Source organism: Fulvimarina fulva (assembly GCF_039652615.1).
Lineage (GTDB): Bacteria > Pseudomonadota > Alphaproteobacteria > Rhizobiales > Rhizobiaceae > Fulvimarina.
On the sequence record NZ_JBDJAC010000015.1, the window covers coordinates 28277 to 44514 of the forward strand.

Here is a 16238-nt window from a genome sequence, read left to right on the forward strand (position 1 = left end):
CGGGGCGAGCATGGCATTGGCCGCCGGGGAAAGCTCGCATGAGGCCTCATCCCACGAGGCAAAGCCGCACGAAGCCTCATCGCACGAAGCCACGTCTCACGACCCAGAGCCGCAAAAAGCCATGTCCGAGCAAGTCCGCGCGGCCTCCGAGGCGGCCCGGAACGAGGATACTCACAGCTCCGGCGACGACAGCGATCATCATGCCGAGGCCGCCGTTCCTAAAGGGGCTGAGCACGCCGGCGAGGTCGCGGACGATCACGGGACGGATCATGCAAGCGAGGACCACTCGGCAGCGGAGGGCCACGGGAGCGACGAGCACGCGGACGCAGAGCATGCGGACGAGGAACACGCAGGCGGGGACCATGCCGGCCCAAATTGGCAGACCGAGCGCGAGCCCATGCCGTTCGAGGTCATCCGCTCGCTGCAATATCTTCAGGATCAGGCCGCGCGCGGCAACAGCGCCGCCCTCGGCGTCCAGCGCCGCATCCTGAAGCGGTTCGGTCCATCGCTCAAGGTCCGGCCCCACGAGATATGGCAAGACAAGCGTAATGTGCGCGCGATCGTCCTGTTCGTTCTCTCCGGCGGCCCTTCGGAGCCGCTTTCCGAGCTCTACCGGCAACGGGTTTTCCCCGAGGAGGACATGCAGCTGATCCAGGGGGTTCTCGCCTACGCGAACAACCAGATGGAGGACGCGGAGGCAAAGCTCTCGAGCATCGATCTCGAGCATGAAGAGACGGTTTTCGCCGCACAGATCCAGCTCGCGCTAGCCCAGCTGCGTCAGGGAAGCGATCCGGCCGGCTCGCTCGCGGCACTGGAACAGGTGATGCTTGCCGCGCCCGGCACCCTTCTCGACGAAGCAGCTCTCCGGCTCGGCGTCATGCTTGCCGAAGACGCTGGCGAGACGGAGAAGGCCGACCGCTATGCGCGGCAATATTTCGATCGCTATGCCGCTTCGGTCTATGCCGGCAACTTCCGGGCCCGCTTCTCGGCGGTCTATTCCGACCGGCCGAAAGGCAGCGAGGAACAGACGCTGCAAACGCTCTCCGACACGCTGCGTCTCCTCCCCGATGACCAGAAGCTCGCAATGTACCTCTCGGTCGGACGGCGCGCGCTCGTCGGCGGCAATCTGGAACTCGCCGCGGAGGCGTCCGCCAAAGCCCTTTCCATGGGCGTTGGAACACCGGCCGACAGGCAGCGCGCTCTTCTCTACAGGATCGCCTCGACGCTTTCGTCCCTCGATGCAGGCGAGATTCTCGCCTCCCTCGACGCCATCGACGACGATCAGCTGCACCCGGCCGATCGCGCCCTGAAGGAAGCCGCGCTCGATGTCGTGAACGCAATCCGAAAACCAGCCGAGATCGCGTCTTCCGAAGGAGAAGCCGACGAGGCCCCCGAAAATCAGACCCTTGCACGCGCCGCATCCCTGATCGATGCCATCGACAAGGATTTGGAGAATTTCGCCCCATGAGCGCGCTCATTTCTAGTTCAATCCCCGACAACGCCAGCCTGTCGAAGCGATCCGGCACCGCCGCCGGTCGCGACGATGGCGAGGCATCGGGCTTCGACATGATCCTCAAGGGAGGAACCGAGCGCAAGACGGCGGGCGCAGGCGAACGGGATGCTCGCGGCGCGCAGACCCTTGCCGCTCAGGATGCGGACGCTCCCGAGAGCGACGACGCGACCCCGGCCGAGACCGTCCAGCCGAAAGGCGTGAGGGCCAGAGGCGGATTCGGGCGGCTCGGATTCGAACGGTCCCTCCTGCAGGCCCAGCACGAAGTCAAACCCGCTCCATCGAGCCGGGAGACCGCAGAACCGCAAGACATGGCGACGTCGGCAACCGGCCGCGACCACCCGGCCAGCCTTGCGGGTGAAACCATCATGCTACCGCACCAGACCTCGGCACAAGCGGAGGCGACCCTTGCAGCTGCCCCCGGCATTGAGACCAACCAGCGACCGGGCGCAAAGGCGACGATCGAACAGCTTTTAAGCGGATATGGGTCGAAGCCCGGCGCGGTCGCGCAGGATGCTCCGCCTTCAACGGGCGCGCAGCTGCAGGCGGGTACCGCTCTCGACGGCAAGGTGGCCGGCACGAATGCGGCACCGGTCTTTCCCTCATCCGACGCAGCGGCAGCCGTCTCTCTTGCGGCCGGACGGGTCGTGCGCGCGGGCGAGACGCAAGGCTCGATGTCGGCGCGGGCCGATCTCGTTTCCATGCGCACCGACTTCCAGCCGGCCGGCATGGATGCAAGAGGCGCAAACGCTGCGGTCGGCGCCAATCCGCTCGCGGCGCAGAAGCTCGAAACGGCGATGCGCGCAGGGGCAGCCTCCGCGTCAGCTCAGCCAGGCGATGGAACAGAGGTGTCCCGAAACGACAAAGCCGGCGCGGAAGCGGCAGGCACAGCCCTGCCCGACCAACGCGTCAAAACGAGCGAAGCCGGCACTCCCGTTCCAGGCCAGCGCGGCGTGAAGACCGATCGAAGCGCGGACACGGCGGAAACGCCGTCCATGACCGCCAACGACAGCAATGGCGCGATCAACGACAAGCAGATGAAAGCGGTCCGGCATCCGATGGAGTCGGCTCGCCTCACGACCGACAGGCCCGTGAAAGCCGATGCCGGCATCGCGATCGAGAAATCCGTCGATGGCGATGGCGAGTTCGGCAAGCAGATCGGCTCGATCATCGCCGAGAACATGCCCCAGAGCGGCAGTCGTCAAGGACCTGCGCCCCAGGCTTCAGCCACAGCCCATGCCGCATTTCAGGGTTCCTCCGAGCGCGTGCGCTATCAGGCCGGCGGTGCCGCGATGAAGACGCTGCAGATCCAGCTCCAGCCAGCCCATTTCGGCAAGCTCGACGTCCTGATGAAGGTCGTGAACGGCCAGATGGCGCTCGAACTCTCCGTGAGCGAGCCGGAAACCCTGATGCGCCTCCAGGATGATCGCGAGGGCTTGAAAGCGGCCATGGCATCGGCCGGCTTCGATCTCGACGAAGCCCAGGTGACGATCACCCTGAGGGATAATGGCGGACAGCAGGTCAGGGCAAGCGGCTCCAACGCCGATCCGGCCGGCCAGACCCGGACCGACGGCAATGCCGCGAATGGTGGCAATGCTGCCAACGGCGAGGCGGGCGGGTCGCGTGGCCAGGATGGTCAGCGCGGCGGCCGGTCGTCGCAAGCCCCGATGCCGGCAGACCATGCCGGCGCATCGGCTCAGGGTCCGGCCCTCGAACGTGGTCGCCGCACCGGCTCGGACTATTATCTCTAGCCTTCGGACCTTCGCCTCAGGCGAAATGCTTCGACAGCTTGAGGCCCTGCGCCTGATAATTGCTCCTGAGGTCGGCTCCGTAGAGCCGATCGGGCAGCGAGGCCATGTACTCGTAGACGAGACGGCCGACGGTCTGGCCGTCCTCCAGAATGAACGGCACCTCGTGGCTTCGGACCTCCAGCACCGCGCGGGACCCTGAGCCACCCGCCGCATCATGCCCGAAGCCCGGATCGAAGAAGCCGGCATAGTGGACGCGGAACTCGCCCACCAGCGGGTCGAAGGGCGTCATCTCGGCGGCATAGGCCGGCGGCACGTGGACGCTTTCCTTGGAGACGAGAATATAGAACTCGTCGGGATCGAGAACGAGCTCGCCCGCCCCCGATCGATAGAGCGGTTCCCAGAAGTCGGCGACCGGGTTCGCCCCACGTTTGTCGACATCGACGACACCGGTATGGCGCTTGCCGCGATAGCCGACGAGGCCGTCGTGATTGCCCTTCAGATCGATCGACAGCGCGATCCCGCCGCCGGTGATGTTGGCGGCCCTGTCGGATGTCAGGCGGTGCGCCTCGTGCAACTCTTCCAGCTCTGCGCCGGTGAGCGTCGGCTCGCCGCGCCGGAAGCGGATCTGCGAAAGCCGCGAACCCTGACGAACCAGCACCGGGAAGGTGCGCGGGGAGATTTCGAGATAGAGCGGCCCGTCATAGCCCGCCGCCACCTTGTCGAATTCCCGGCCGCGATCGGTGAGGACGCGGGTAAAGATGTCGAGCCGGCCGGTGGAGGATTTCGGGTTCGCCGTCGCCCGCACGTCGTCCGGCAGGCGCAGCTTTTCCTGCAAGGGCACGATGTAGACGCATCCGGTCTCCAGGACAGCGCCCTCTTCAAGCGAGAATTCGTGGAGGGAAAACCGCTTCAGTTTGTCCTCGACGGTGCGTTCGATGCCCGGAAGGAAGCTCGCCCGCACCCGGTAGGCCCGGTCCCCGAGCCTCAAATCGAGCGAGGCCGGCTGGATCTGGTCCTCATCACGGGCGCGCGGTGCCGTTATCGCGCCGCTCTCGAACAGACGGGCGATATCGCGATCGGGCAGAATGCCGTCGCCTTGAGGTTGTCCCTGCTCGTCCGCCACCGCTGATCCCGCTCGCTGCTTCGTGTTTCGGGCCCTCTCGCATAAGCGCGCGGCCGCTTTTTCCAAGAATTGACGCTTAGACGAATTCGGCGTATGCGCAAAGTGAAGTGGTGATTTGGCCGGCCGGCTTGCAGCCACGTTAAACAACTTGCTAAAGGGCCGATCCGATCGTGGACCGAAGAGGGTCCCTTTGTCGAACCGGCTCGCTAGCGATCTTCGCCAGGCCGGTTTTTTTGTGCCCAACTCTCATGCCCAGGAGTTCGAACGACCATGCTGAAGCGCAACGACAAAAAGAAGGGCTGGCGGCCCGCGACCGAACTCGTGCACGGCGGGACGATGCGGTCCAATTTCGGCGAGGTCTCCGAAGCGATCTTCCTCACCCAGGGCTATGTCTACGACACGGCCGAACAGGCCGAGGCCCGTTTCAAGGGCGAGGATCCGGGCTTCATCTATTCGCGCTATTCCAACCCGACGACCCGCATGTTCGAGGAGCGGATGATACTGCTCGAAGGCGCCGAGGACGCGCGCTCGACGGCGTCCGGCATGGCGGCGGTCTCCACGGCTTTGCAGTGCCAGCTTCAGGCCGGCGACCACGTGGTTTCGGCGAGAGCCCTGTTCGGCTCCTGCCGCTATGTCGTGGAAACGGTCCTCGGGCGCATGGGCGTCGCCTCCACCTTCGTCGACGGGCGCAATCTCGACGAATGGCAGGCGGCGGTGCGGCCGAACACCAAGGTCTTCTTCATGGAGACCCCGACCAATCCGACGCTCGAGATCGTCGACATCGCGGCGGTCGCCGAGATCGCCCATCAGGCCGGTGCGCGCCTTGTCGTCGACAATGTCTTCGCGACCCCGCTCTTCCAGCATCCGCTTGAGCTCGGCGCGGATGTCGTCGTCTATTCGGCGACCAAGCATATCGACGGTCAGGGCCGATGCCTCGGTGGTGTCGTCCTTTCCTCGAAGGACTGGATCGACGAGAACCTGCACGACTATTACCGCCACACCGGGCCGGCCATGTCCCCCTTCAACGCCTGGGCACTTCTCAAGGGCCTCGAAACCCTGCCCCTTCGCGTCAGCCAAGCGACCGCCTCGGCGAGCCGGATCGCCGATTATCTCGCCGATCATCCGAAAATCGCCCGCGTCTTCTATCCCGGCCGCGACGACCATCCGGATGCGGCGGTCGCGAGGAAGCAGATGAGCGGCGGCTCGACGCTGATCGCGTTCGAGTTGAAGGGCGGCAAGACAGAAGCCTTCGCCTTTGCCAACGGGCTGAACCTCGTCCTCCTCACCAACAATCTCGGTGATACTCGCACGCTGACGACCCATCCGGCGACCACCACCCACAAGAACCTCAGCCAGGAGGCGCGCGACCAGCTCGGCATCTCAGACGGCCTGATGCGGCTGTCGGTGGGCATCGAGGATGCAGACGATCTCCTGGAGGATATCGAGGGCGCGCTGGCGGGGGTCTGAGTGGCCACATCGGAAGGGGCGCAGACCTAGTTGCCGCGACTGCCAATCACGGCTTTTCGCGGGATCATTGTCGTGCGCATCAGGCATACGTCGAGGCGACCGCCTGGCTGACGAAGAATGGTTTGCGGGAGAGTGCTGTTATCGAGGGTACCTGCTCACGGGTCGCCCTCGCCCGCCTTCCGGAGCGCAGGGTTCTTCCAATTGCACGCATGCATTGGCCGTGACATAGCAGCGAACGCTTCAATCGAGATCGCCCGAAACGAATGTCCCTCCTCACCATTGCCCTTCTCTTCGTCGCCGGCTTCATGTCGGGCTCGATCAACGCGGTCGCGGGTGGGGGCACGTTCATCTCCTTCGGGGCGTTCTCGCTCATCGGCATGCCGCCGATCGTCGCCAACGCCTCCTCGTCCATCGCGCAGCTGCCGGGCTACTTCACCTCGACGCTGCCCTATCTCAAGGACATCAAGACGCTCTGGCGCGGGTTGATCCTGCTCGCCATCGCCTCGGTCCTCGGCTCCGTCATCGGCGCGCTGATCCTGCTCTGGCTCGATAATGACCGCTTCCGGGTCATGGTGCCCTGGCTGCTTCTTGCCGCGACGGCCCTCTTTGCCGCCGGCCCCTGGCTGAAGCCGAAGCGCACCCACGAGGCGGACGCTGCCAAGGGGCATAATTATTCAGGGCCCCTCGTCCAGTTCATCACCTCCATCTATGGCGGCTTCTTCGGCGCCGGCATGGGAATCATGATGCTGGCAACGCTGGGTCTGACGGAAAGCGGCGACTATCACCGCCTCAACGCCATCAAGAACGTCCTCTCCAACGTCATCGCCGTCGTCGCCATCGTCGTCTTCGTCTCGGGCGGGGTCGTCGACTGGCTCGGGGCGCTCGCCATGGCGCCCGGCATCGCGCTCGGCGGGTTTTCCGGCGTCTGGATCGCCAAGCGCGTGCCGCAGATCGCCGTCCGGCTTTTCGTCATCTGTTTCGGCGTTTTCCTCGCGGGCTATTATTTCTTCACCGGTTGAAGATCGCGCGCCGACGATCAGATTGAGATTATTCCGGCCCGGGCCGTTCCGCGGCCCTTTCGACGTGCCCCTTTGATCGCAAAACACGATGTCTGACCCCTTGCCGGGCTCCCGGACCAGAACGCCCTCCTCAAACAACGAAACCGCGGAAGCTGCGAAGGCGGGCCATGCCACGTCCGCCTCGCTTCTCACCCTTGGTCCGCTTGGCGTCGTCTTCGGCGACATCGGCACGAGCCCGCTCTACGCCTTCCGCGTCGCCGTCGGCATCGCCGGAACCCCCGATCAGATCGCGGTCCTCGGTATTCTCTCGCTCATCGTCTGGTCGCTCGTCCTCGTGGTCACGATCAAATATGTCGGCTGGATCCTGCGCGCCGACAACGGAGGAGAAGGCGGCATCCTGGCGCTCGTTGCCCTGATGAAGCTGCATCGCAGGCAGGAAACGCGCTTTCGCCGGATCATTCTTCTCGTCGCGCTCTTCGGCGGTGCGCTGCTCTTCGGCGATGCGGTCCTGACGCCGGCGATCTCGGTCCTCTCCGCCATCGAAGGCCTCAACGATATCGCGCCGGCCTATAGCGACTGGACCGTGACGACGGCGGTCGCGATCATCGCGGGCCTGTTCATCGCCCAGGCCTTCGGCGTTGCGCGGATCGGGGCGGTCTTCGGGCCGGTGATGCTGGTCTGGTTCGCGGTTCTCGCCATCAGCGGCATCGTCGCGATCGCCTCCTATCCGCAAGTGCTCGCCGCGCTCTCGCCGACCTATGCGGTGTCGCTTTTCGTCGCGTATCCCTATTACGCGACGGCCTTTCTCGGGGCGGTGTTCCTCGCCGTCACCGGCGGGGAAGCGCTCTATGCCGATCTCGGCCAGTTCGGGCGTCCGGCGATCACCAGAGCCTGGCTCCTGATCGTCCTGCCGGCGCTCACGCTCAACTATTTCGGCCAGGGCGCCATGGTGATCCATGATCATCGCTTTGCCGAAAGCACGTTCTATTCGCTGTTTCCGGCGTTTCTCCTGCCGGCCATCGTGCTTCTCGCCGCGAGCGCCTCGGTCATTGCGTCCCAGGCCGTGATCACCGGCCTTGCGAGCCTCACCAGCCAGGCAATCCGCCTTGGCTTCCTGCCGCCCATGAACGTGACCTTCCTGTCGCCGAAGAACCCGCACGACGTCTACGTGCCGGTGGTGAACGTCATCGTCGGCGCTCTGACGATCGCGGTGGTCGTCTCCTTCGGATCGTCGGACGCACTCGCCAACGCTTACGGGATCGCGGTTGCGGGCGCGATGATCACGACGACGATTCTATTCATCGCCTATGAGCGGGGCGTTCCGGCCCGCGATCTCAGGGGCCGCATCTTCGCCGCCGTCCCCTTCGCCTTCCTCGCCATCGATCTCGTCTTCATCACCGCGAATGCCGGCAAGATCCCGAGCGGCGGCGCGCTGCCGCTTTTCCTTGCCGCGATCGTCTTCCTCCTCGTCCAGTGCTGGCGTGCCGGACAGTCCCGGCTCGACGCGCTTCGCATGGGCGAACAGACGACGATCCGGGATTATCTGCGCGAGCATGCAGGGTCCGGCACTCTGGCGACGGCCAACCGGACCGCGATCTTCCTTGCACGGCCGGACATCGCCATCCCGCGGGCGCTCGCGGAGATGACGGAGCTCGTCGGGATCCGCTTCGAACGGGTGGTGATCGTTTCGGTGCGCACCTTCTCGGTCCCGCGCCTGCGTCCCGAAGACCGGGTAACGGTCGAGCATCTGAAGAACCGCGACGTCGTCCGCGTCCAGGTCGGCGTCGGATATCTGCAGCGGATCAATCTTCCGGCCCTTCTCGGCGAAACCCTCGGCAAGCTCGATGTGAAAGCCGAAGCCGCGACCTATATCGTCGGCCTGGAACGGCCGATCGCGCCAAAGCTCCTTTCCGGCTGGTCCGCGCCCGTCTTCGCGCTCTACGCCTTCATGGCTCGGCTTGCGCTCCGGCCGACGGATCGCTTCCTCCTGCCGCCCTCGCGCACGCTGGAAGTGGGCATGCCGCGATGGCTCTGACCCGGCATGAGCGGAGGGTTTGTCCAGTGCCATCATGCACTATGTTCGACTTGCTAAACCATTCAAGCCGACCGGAGAGATCGGCACACGGGCAGGAGGAAACCCGATGACCACGAAGCTGTCCCTTCACACGCTCGACGATCTGCCGGAGGGTGTCGCCAAGCCGTCCTATCAGCGCTCGGACCTCAAACCCGGTATCCTTCATATCGGTGTCGGCAACTTCCACCGCGCCCACCAGCAGGTCTATCTCGACCGGCTGTTCGAAACCGGCCGCGATCTCGACTGGGCCTTTGTCGGCGCGGGCCTCATGCCCTTCGACGCCAAGGTGCGCGATACCCTGAAGGCCCAGGACTATCTTTCGACCGTCGTTGCCCAGGAAGCCGGCAGCTCCACGGCCCGCGTCACCGGCGCGCTGATCGATTTCGTCGAGCCGGGCGATCCGGAAAAGATCGTCGAACGTCTTGCCGATCCGGCCATCCGCATCGTCTCTCTCACCGTCACCGAGGGCGGCTATTTCGTCGACCCCTCCACCGGCGAGTTCGATCCGGCAAACCCGAAGATCGTCGCCGATGCGAACAATCTCGATGCGCCGCAGACCGTCTTCGGCGTCATCCTGAAAGCGCTCAGGAACCGGCGGGAAGCGGGCCAGAAGCCCTTCACGGTGATGAGCTGCGACAACCTTCCGCACAATGGCAAGGTCGCGCGCGATGCCGTGATGGGCCTTGCCCGGGAAGCCGACCCGGATTTCGCCGCCTGGGTGGGCGAGAACGTCGCCTTTCCGAACGGCATGGTGGACCGCATCACGCCGGCCACCGGCGACCGCGAACGGCGGATCGTCGCTGAGGACTTCGGCATTGCCGACGAATGGCCGGTGTTCTGCGAGGACTACATCCAGTGGGTTCTGGAGGACAAATTCACCGATGGTCGCCCAGCGCTCGATCAGGTGGGCGTCCAGTTCGTGCCCGACGTTTCGCCATACGAGACCATGAAGATCCGCATCCTCAACGGCGGTCATGCGATCATCGCCTATCCGGCAGGTCTCATGGACATCGAGTTCGTCCACGAGGCGATGGAGACCGATCTCATCCAGCGCTTCCTGAAAAAGGTCGAGACCGAGGAGGTGATCCCCATCGTCCCGCCGGTGCCCGATACCAGCCTTGAGGATTATTTCGCCCTGATCGAGACGCGCTTCGCCAATCCGAAGATCGCCGATACGATCCGCCGGCTCTGCCTCGACGGTTCGAACCGGCAGCCGAAATTCATCATTCCCTCGATCAAGGACAATATCGCCAAGGGCCGGGACGTCTCGGGGCTCGCGCTGGAAAGCGCGCTGTGGTGCCGCTACTGCCTCGGCGAAACCGATAGCGGAACGGCGATCGCGGACAACGATCCGAGCTGGGACCGGCTGACGGTGCAGGCGAAGGCCGCGAAGGAAAACCCCTCCGCATGGCTGGAGATGACCGATATCTACGGGACCCTGAAGGACGAGCCGCGCTTTGCCGAACCCTTCGCGCGCTGGCTGAACATGCTCTACGAGAAGGGCACGAAGGCGACGCTGGAAACGTATCTCGGCTAAAATTCAGGCACCCGGCCGGTTGTCATCGCCGGCCGCAGGCGTAGCTCCGCAATCGTCACGACACCGACGCTTGAAGGCATCAGAGCCATGATCGATCTCTATTACTGGCCGGGCATTCCCGGCCGGGGCGAATATGTCCGGCTGGTTCTCGAAGCCGGCGGCGTTCCCTATCGCGATGTCGTCCGCCTGCCGGAGGACGAAGGCGGCGGCATGGCGGCGATGACGGCCTATCTGGAGGGCCGCAAGGGCTATCCGATCCCGTTCGCGCCGCCCTTCATCATCGACGACGGCGTTCTCATCTCGCAAACCGCCCTCTGCTGCGCCCATGTCGCAGAGAAATGCGATCTCGCGCCCAAGCAAGAGGCGGATCGCGCCTTCGCCCTCTCGATCGCGGTGACGACGGCCGATTTCGCGGCCGAGGCCCACGACACCCACCATCCGGTCGGCGTTTCACTCTATTACGAAGACCAGAAGCCGGAGGCGGAGCGACGGGCGAAGAACTTCCGCCTCGAGCGGATTCCGAAATTTCTCGCCTGGTACGAGAATCTCATCGAGAACAATCCTGAGGATTCCGGCTGGCTCGTCGGCGACACGATGACCTATGCCGATCTCGGCCTCTTCCACACCTGCCGGGGCCTCGCCTACGCGTTCCCGAACGCCATGGGTGAAGCCGCCCGTGCCGCACCGAAGGTGCAGGAGCTCTGCCGCACCACCGCGAACCTGCCAAAAGTGCTCGCCTATCACGACAGCGACCGCGCCCTGCGTTTCAACGAGGATGGTCTTTTCCGGCGCTATACGGAACTCGATCCGGCAAGCGTCGGGTAATTCGACCAAAAAAGCCCCGGCCGCTTCGCGCGACCGGGGCTTTTTCAAGTCTTCATGACGTGATCGCGATCAGCGCGCCGCGTCGATCTGCTGGCCGAGATAGGCGATCGCCTGCTGGTAGACCGGGGCCGCGTTCCAGCCCTGAATACCGCGATAGCCAGCCTGTCCCTGCTGATAGTTCTGCGTCATGCCGTGGGAGCGCAGGAAGTTCGCGGTCGAATAGAGCGCGTCACGGGTGCTGGACAGGTCGACCCGGCCATTGCCGTCGCCATCGACGCCGTAGCGCAGGATGTTGCCGGCGAGGAACTGGGTGTGACCATACTCGCCATGGCCGGCGCCGCGCGAGTTCGGCGACAGGCCGCCGCGATCGACGAGCTGAAGGGCCGCGATGAGATGCGGCTTGAAGAAGTCGGACCGACGGCAGTCATAGGCGATGGTCGCGGCGGAGGAGATGACGTTCTCGCCGCCCATGAACCCGCCGAAGCCGGTTTCCATGCCCCAGATCGCGAGCAGCGGTCCGGGCGGAACGCCGTAGCGGCGCTCGATGTCGTTGAACATCGCCTTGTTCTGGGCGAGCTTGCGCTTGCCGGTGTTGACGATGGAGGCGCCGCCACGCTTCTTCAGGAAGGTGTCGAGGCTCATCGTGAAGGCTGAGCCACCCTTCTGGGCCGCGCGATCGATGCGGATGGTCTTCTGGTTGTAATTGGCGTTCATCAACGCCTGGATGCCGCGGCTGCCAACGCCGTTCTGCTGGGCGACGCCCGCGAACTGCTGCTTCCACTGGTCGAAGCCGGCCGCGCTGTTGCCGCAGGATTGGGCATAGGCGGAGGTCGCACCGAGCGAGAGGGCGGCAGCGATGCCCAATCCCTTCAGCATGGTCTTGAATGAAGTCATTTACAGGTCCTTGTCGGCTGGCCCATCATGGGCGCGGTCGCAATAGCATGGGCGCGGCCCAGGGCAATCATCCACCATTCTCGGCTGAACGTTTGAACGTTCACTGAACGGCGTCACGCTGTCGAGACCGGCAATCTGTTTTGCGAGAGCGGGTTAACCCCTCGCAGCACGCGCTTATCAACCGAAGACAACGGCAAAACGGTGACAGCACGCAATCTTGAGCAAGAAAGCTTGAGAAGGCGTTGCGAAAACGCACCAATCGGGTCGCCCGCCGAAGCATGCAGGCCACAGGAAAAGGCGCGTCAGCGCTCGGCGTCGACGGCTTGGTCCGCTTCGTCCTGCCTCTCGGCCCACCAGTCGGCATAGGACGAGTTCCAGGGCGCCTTGCGGGTTTCGTCGGGCGCTCCGTCGTCCCACCAGACCGGACCGCGCTCGCCGAGCCGGCGCTTGGCCTCGTCGACCCGGTCGCGCGCCGCCCGCTCCTCCTCGTCGTTATCCGCATTCCTCACGGCCCGGCGCGCTTTCATGAGCTCGCTGACTGCCGCTTTCCGCTCGTCCTCGGAAAGGCTTGGATCGGTCTTTCGCCAGAGCCGGTCCCTCGCGACGAAATAGCGCCCGTCCGGCGTCTCGGGATAGGGTTTCGCGGCCATCGCTGCCTCTTCTGCGCTCGGCGCGTCGTTGCAAAGAACGGTCACAGGATTTAGGTCAGGGAAAACCGGTCGCAGCCTACCCGGTCATCAAAACAAGGGTTTATCGATGACTTTCCCATTCGCCCGTTCGTGCGGGCTTCGCTTCTCGCCGTCAATGCTTCACGGCCGCACGTGCCATGTGCCGGCCGGGCAAGGATCGGCCTGATGTTCCGCATCACGAAGGAATTTCACTTTTCCGCCTCCCATGTCCTCGAGACGCTCCCAGAGGACCATCCCTGTGCGCGCCTCCATGGTCACAACTATGTCGCCGTGGTCGAACTTGCCGCCGAGACGCTGAACGACCACGGCTTCGTGCGGGACTATCGGGACCTCAAAGACCTCAAGGCCTATATCGACGAACGGCTCGACCACCGTCATCTCAACGACGTCCTCGACGGTTCGCCGACTGCGGAAAATCTCGCAAGGCATCTCCATGACTGGTGCGCGGCCCGCTGGCCGGAAACGCGTGCCGTACGGGTATCGGAAACGCCCAAGACCTGGGCCGAGTACCGACCGTGACCCTGCGCATCGCGGAAATCTTCGGTCCGACGATCCAGGGCGAAGGCCCGCTGATCGGCGAGCCTACGGTGTTCGTACGCGCGGGCGGCTGCGATTACCGGTGCGTCTGGTGCGACAGTCTTCATGCCGTCGAGAGCCGCTACCGGCACGAATGGCAACCGATGGAAGCGCCTGAGGTGATGGAGCGGATCGAGCGCCTGTCCGGCGGACGCCCGCTTCTCGTTTCCATCTCCGGCGGCAATCCCGCCATTCAGGACTTCGAACCGCTCATCGCGCTCGGCAAGGCAAAGGGTTATCGGTTCGCCTGCGAGACCCAAGGAACGCTCGCGCCATCTTGGTTCGCCGATCTTCACACGCTCGTCCTGTCTCCCAAACCGCCCTCGAGCGGGATGGAAACCGACTGGAAGGCGTTCGAGGCCTGCCTCGCGGCGAAGGGGACTGTGAGCGCCGCCATGAAGATCGTGGTGTTCGACGATGTGGATCTGGAATTCGCCCGCGACGCCGCCGATCGTCATCCAGATCTGCCGCTCTTCCTCCAGCCCGGCAATGCCGAAACCGACCCGGCGAGACCCGTCGATCTCGATCAGATGGCCGGTCGCCTCGCATGGCTCGTCGACGAGACGGTCGGCAAGGGCTGGCTCAAGCCGCGCATCCTGCCGCAGCTTCATGTGATCGTGTGGGGCAACCGGCGCGGCGTATGACGCCGCCGAGCGGTCTCTTTTCTCAGAGCATCCGCAAATGTCAGGATGACCCGAGGAGCGGAAATCGGTCCTCGGGTCTGCGCTTGTGTCAGGCGGAAGCCTTGCCGCCCTTGTTCTGGCGGTTGTCGATCAGGTGATCGACCACCGACGGATCGGCGAGTGTCGAGGTATCGCCCAGTTCATCGAGCTTGTCCTCGGCGATCTTGCGCAGGATGCGGCGCATGATCTTGCCCGAGCGGGTCTTCGGCATGTCGGGCGCGAACTGCAGCGCGTCGGGCTTGGCGATCGGGCCGATCTCGGAGCGCACATGCTTGACGAGTTCGTCACGCAGTTCGTCGCTGGGCTCCGTGCCCTCCATCAGCGTGACATAGCAGTAGATGCCCTGACCCTTGATATCGTGCGGGAAGCCGACGACCGCAGCCTCGGACACCGCCTTGTGGGCGACGAGCGCGCTTTCCACCTCGGCCGTGCCCATACGGTGGCCGGAGACGTTGATCACGTCGTCCACACGGCCGGTGATCCAGATATAGCCGTCCTCGTCGCGCTTGGCGCCGTCCTCGGTGAAGTAATAGCCCTTGTACTGCTGGAAATAGGTGTTCGCGAACCGCTCGTGGTCCTTGTAGACCGTCCGCATCTGGCTCGGCCAGGAATCGGCCATGGCGATGACCCCTTCGACGCCATTGCCTTCCAGAACCTCGCCCGACTGCGGATCGAGGATCACCGGCTGCACGCCGAAGAACGGCTTGGAGGCCGAGCCCGGCTTCAGCGGCGTCACGCCCGGCAGCGGCGTGATGAGGATACCGCCCGTCTCGGTCTGCCAGTAGGTGTCGACGATCGGTACGTTGGACTGGCCGACTTCCTCGTAATACCAGTTCCAGGCTTCCGGATTGATGGGCTCGCCCACCGTGCCGAGAACCTTGAGCGCCGAAAGGTCGTGCCCGTCCACATGCTTGCGGCCCTTGCCCATCAGGGCGCGGATCGCCGTCGGCGCGGTGTAGAACTGGTTGACCTTGTGCTCCTCGCATACCTTCCAGCAGCGCGAGGCGTCCGGATAGGTCGGCGTCGATTCGAACACCAGCGTCGTCGCGCCATTGGCGAGCGGGCCATAGACGATGTAGCTGTGGCCGGTGATCCAGCCGACATCGGCCGTGCACCAGTAGATGTCGCCCTGATGATAGTCGAAGACGTATTCGTGCGTCATCGAGGTGTAGACGATATAGCCGCCAGAAGTATGGACCACGCCCTTCGGCTTGCCGGTCGAGCCGGAGGTGTAGAGGACGAAGAGCGGATCTTCCGCATTCATCGGCTCGCATTCGCAGTCGTTGCCGACCTTGGCTTCCATCTCGTGCAGCCAGAAATCGCGGCCGTTCGTGATCGGCGTGTCGTCGCCGGTGCGCTTGACGACGAGACATTTGACGTCGCCCTCGATACCCTCGAAGGCCTTGTCGGTGTTCTTCTTCAGCGGCGTCGCCTTGCCGCCGCGCGGCGCATGGTCCGCCGTGATGACCACCTTGGCCTCGGAATCGTTGACCCGGTCGCGAAGGGCGCCCGGGGAGAAGCCGGCGAAGACGACGGAGTGGATCGCGCCGATCCGGGCGCAGGCGAGCATCGCATAGACTGCTTGGGGGATCATCGGCAGATAAATGACGACGCGGTCGCCCTTGCCGACGCCGAGTTCCTTCAGAACATTGGCGAACTTGCAGACATGCTCGTGCAGCTGCTTGAAGGTGATGTGCTGGGCATTGCCCGGCTCGTCGGCCTCCCAGAGGATGGCGGTCTCGTCGCCCTTGTCCTTCAGGTGCCGGTCCACGCAGTTGTAGCAGACGTTGAGTTCGCCGTCCTCGAACCATTTGATCGAGACGTCGGGATACATGTAATCGACCGACTTGATCTTGGTCGGTTCCTTGATCCAGTCGATGCGCTTGGCATGCTCTTTCCAGAACCCTTCCGGGTCCTCGATCGACTGCTTGTACCACGCGTCATAGGTGGCCTTGTCGAGCTTCGCGCGCGACTTCCACTCGTCCTTGACTTCGATCATCGTCATTCGACTGTTCCTCCCAAAACTCATCTGTGCCGTGTGCCCCGCGGCCTCCGGCGAACGCGACAGACGACGATGGCACGACCACGTC

Annotated in this window: 13 protein-coding genes and 1 riboswitch; of the genes, 9 read left to right on the forward strand and 4 right to left on the reverse strand. The window is 64.3% G+C overall.

What is annotated here, in order from left to right; genetic code table 11:
• Window positions 1–121: 121 nt before the first annotated feature.
• Together ABDX79_RS17155 and ABDX79_RS17160 are read left to right on the forward strand one after the other, a co-directional pair.
• Complete coding sequence (locus ABDX79_RS17155) at window positions 122–1468, forward strand: hypothetical protein (RefSeq protein ID WP_346221531.1); 1347 nt, start codon at window positions 122–124, stop codon at window positions 1466–1468.
• A complete protein-coding gene (locus ABDX79_RS17160; protein ID WP_346221532.1) occupies window positions 1465–3261 on the forward strand; it encodes a flagellar hook-length control protein FliK in 1797 nt (598 codons plus the stop codon). The genes ABDX79_RS17155 and ABDX79_RS17160 overlap by 4 nt, the downstream gene beginning before the upstream one ends.
• A 16-nt stretch (window positions 3262–3277) precedes the next feature.
• Here the strand turns inward: ABDX79_RS17160 and ABDX79_RS17165 are convergent, their stop codons facing one another.
• Complete coding sequence (locus ABDX79_RS17165; protein WP_346221533.1) at window positions 3278–4384, reverse strand: 2'-deoxycytidine 5'-triphosphate deaminase; 1107 nt, start codon at window positions 4382–4384, stop codon at window positions 3278–3280.
• Window positions 4385–4481: 97 nt separating this feature from the next.
• Window positions 4482–4559, forward strand: a riboswitch (SAM riboswitch).
• Window positions 4560–4654: 95 nt separating this feature from the next.
• On the opposite strand from ABDX79_RS17165, the gene ABDX79_RS17170 reads away from it, so the two are divergent.
• The 5 genes from ABDX79_RS17170 to ABDX79_RS17190 all read left to right on the forward strand — a co-directional run bounded on the left by ABDX79_RS17170 (window position 4655) and on the right by ABDX79_RS17190 (window position 11306).
• Window positions 4655–5851: an O-succinylhomoserine sulfhydrylase gene (locus ABDX79_RS17170; protein WP_346221534.1), complete on the forward strand. Its 1197-nt coding sequence runs from the start codon at window positions 4655–4657 to the stop codon at window positions 5849–5851.
• Between the two features lie 263 nt (window positions 5852–6114).
• Entirely contained in the window at window positions 6115–6870 is a 756-nt protein-coding gene (locus ABDX79_RS17175) for a sulfite exporter TauE/SafE family protein (protein ID WP_346221535.1), read from the forward strand.
• An 88-nt stretch (window positions 6871–6958) separates the two neighbouring features.
• Window positions 6959–8905 carry a KUP/HAK/KT family potassium transporter gene (locus ABDX79_RS17180; RefSeq protein ID WP_346221536.1) on the forward strand — a complete coding sequence of 649 codons (1947 nt, stop codon included), beginning with the start codon at window positions 6959–6961 and terminating at the stop codon, window positions 8903–8905.
• A gap of 106 nt (window positions 8906–9011) precedes the next feature.
• Window positions 9012–10481, forward strand: a complete 1470-nt coding sequence (locus ABDX79_RS17185; RefSeq protein ID WP_346221537.1) for a mannitol dehydrogenase family protein — start codon at window positions 9012–9014, stop codon at window positions 10479–10481.
• 87 nt (window positions 10482–10568) lie between these two features.
• On the forward strand, window positions 10569–11306 hold the full coding sequence (locus ABDX79_RS17190) for a glutathione S-transferase (RefSeq protein ID WP_346221538.1): 738 nt from the start codon (window positions 10569–10571) through the stop codon (window positions 11304–11306).
• Between the two features lie 69 nt (window positions 11307–11375).
• On the opposite strand, the gene ABDX79_RS17195 is transcribed toward ABDX79_RS17190, so the two are convergent.
• Both ABDX79_RS17195 and ABDX79_RS17200 read right to left on the reverse strand, forming a co-directional pair.
• On the reverse strand, window positions 11376–12200 hold the full coding sequence (locus tag ABDX79_RS17195; RefSeq protein ID WP_346221539.1) for a lytic murein transglycosylase: 825 nt from the start codon (window positions 12198–12200) through the stop codon (window positions 11376–11378).
• A gap of 302 nt (window positions 12201–12502) precedes the next feature.
• Complete coding sequence (locus ABDX79_RS17200; RefSeq protein ID WP_346221540.1) at window positions 12503–12850, reverse strand: hypothetical protein; 348 nt, start codon at window positions 12848–12850, stop codon at window positions 12503–12505.
• Window positions 12851–13054: 204 nt separating this feature from the next.
• Here ABDX79_RS17200 and queD point away from each other — a divergent pair, with 204 nt between their 5' ends.
• Complete coding sequence (queD, locus tag ABDX79_RS17205; protein ID WP_346221541.1) at window positions 13055–13408, forward strand: 6-carboxytetrahydropterin synthase QueD; 354 nt, start codon at window positions 13055–13057, stop codon at window positions 13406–13408.
• Complete coding sequence (gene queE / locus ABDX79_RS17210) at window positions 13387–14109, forward strand: 7-carboxy-7-deazaguanine synthase QueE (RefSeq protein WP_463671195.1); 723 nt, start codon at window positions 13387–13389, stop codon at window positions 14107–14109. The genes queD and queE overlap by 22 nt, the downstream gene beginning before the upstream one ends.
• Window positions 14110–14197: 88 nt before the next feature.
• On the opposite strand, the gene acs is transcribed toward queE, so the two are convergent.
• Window positions 14198–16153, reverse strand: coding sequence for an acetate--CoA ligase (gene acs, locus ABDX79_RS17215; RefSeq protein WP_346221543.1), 1956 nt, complete (start codon window positions 16151–16153; stop codon window positions 14198–14200).
• Window positions 16154–16238: the final 85 nt, after the last annotated feature.

What these genes read in the sequence shown, in the direction of transcription:
- ABDX79_RS17155 (WP_346221531.1), top strand. Translation starts at nt 122, where the DNA reads ATGTCCGAGCAAGTCCGCGCGGCCTCCGAGGCGGCCCGGAACGAGGAT.
- ABDX79_RS17160 (WP_346221532.1), top strand. Translation starts at nt 1,465, where the DNA reads ATGAGCGCGCTCATTTCTAGTTCAATCCCCGACAACGCCAGCCTGTCG.
- ABDX79_RS17170 (WP_346221534.1), top strand. Translation starts at nt 4,655, where the DNA reads ATGCTGAAGCGCAACGACAAAAAGAAGGGCTGGCGGCCCGCGACCGAA.
- ABDX79_RS17175 (WP_346221535.1), top strand. Translation starts at nt 6,115, where the DNA reads ATGTCCCTCCTCACCATTGCCCTTCTCTTCGTCGCCGGCTTCATGTCG.
- ABDX79_RS17180 (WP_346221536.1), top strand. Translation starts at nt 6,959, where the DNA reads ATGTCTGACCCCTTGCCGGGCTCCCGGACCAGAACGCCCTCCTCAAAC.
- ABDX79_RS17185 (WP_346221537.1), top strand. Translation starts at nt 9,012, where the DNA reads ATGACCACGAAGCTGTCCCTTCACACGCTCGACGATCTGCCGGAGGGT.
- ABDX79_RS17190 (WP_346221538.1), top strand. Translation starts at nt 10,569, where the DNA reads ATGATCGATCTCTATTACTGGCCGGGCATTCCCGGCCGGGGCGAATAT.
- ABDX79_RS17195 (WP_346221539.1), bottom strand. Translation starts at nt 12,200, where the DNA reads ATGACTTCATTCAAGACCATGCTGAAGGGATTGGGCATCGCTGCCGCC.
- ABDX79_RS17200 (WP_346221540.1), bottom strand. Translation starts at nt 12,850, where the DNA reads ATGGCCGCGAAACCCTATCCCGAGACGCCGGACGGGCGCTATTTCGTC.
- queD (WP_346221541.1), top strand. Translation starts at nt 13,055, where the DNA reads ATGTTCCGCATCACGAAGGAATTTCACTTTTCCGCCTCCCATGTCCTC.
- acs (WP_346221543.1), bottom strand. Translation starts at nt 16,153, where the DNA reads ATGACGATGATCGAAGTCAAGGACGAGTGGAAGTCGCGCGCGAAGCTC.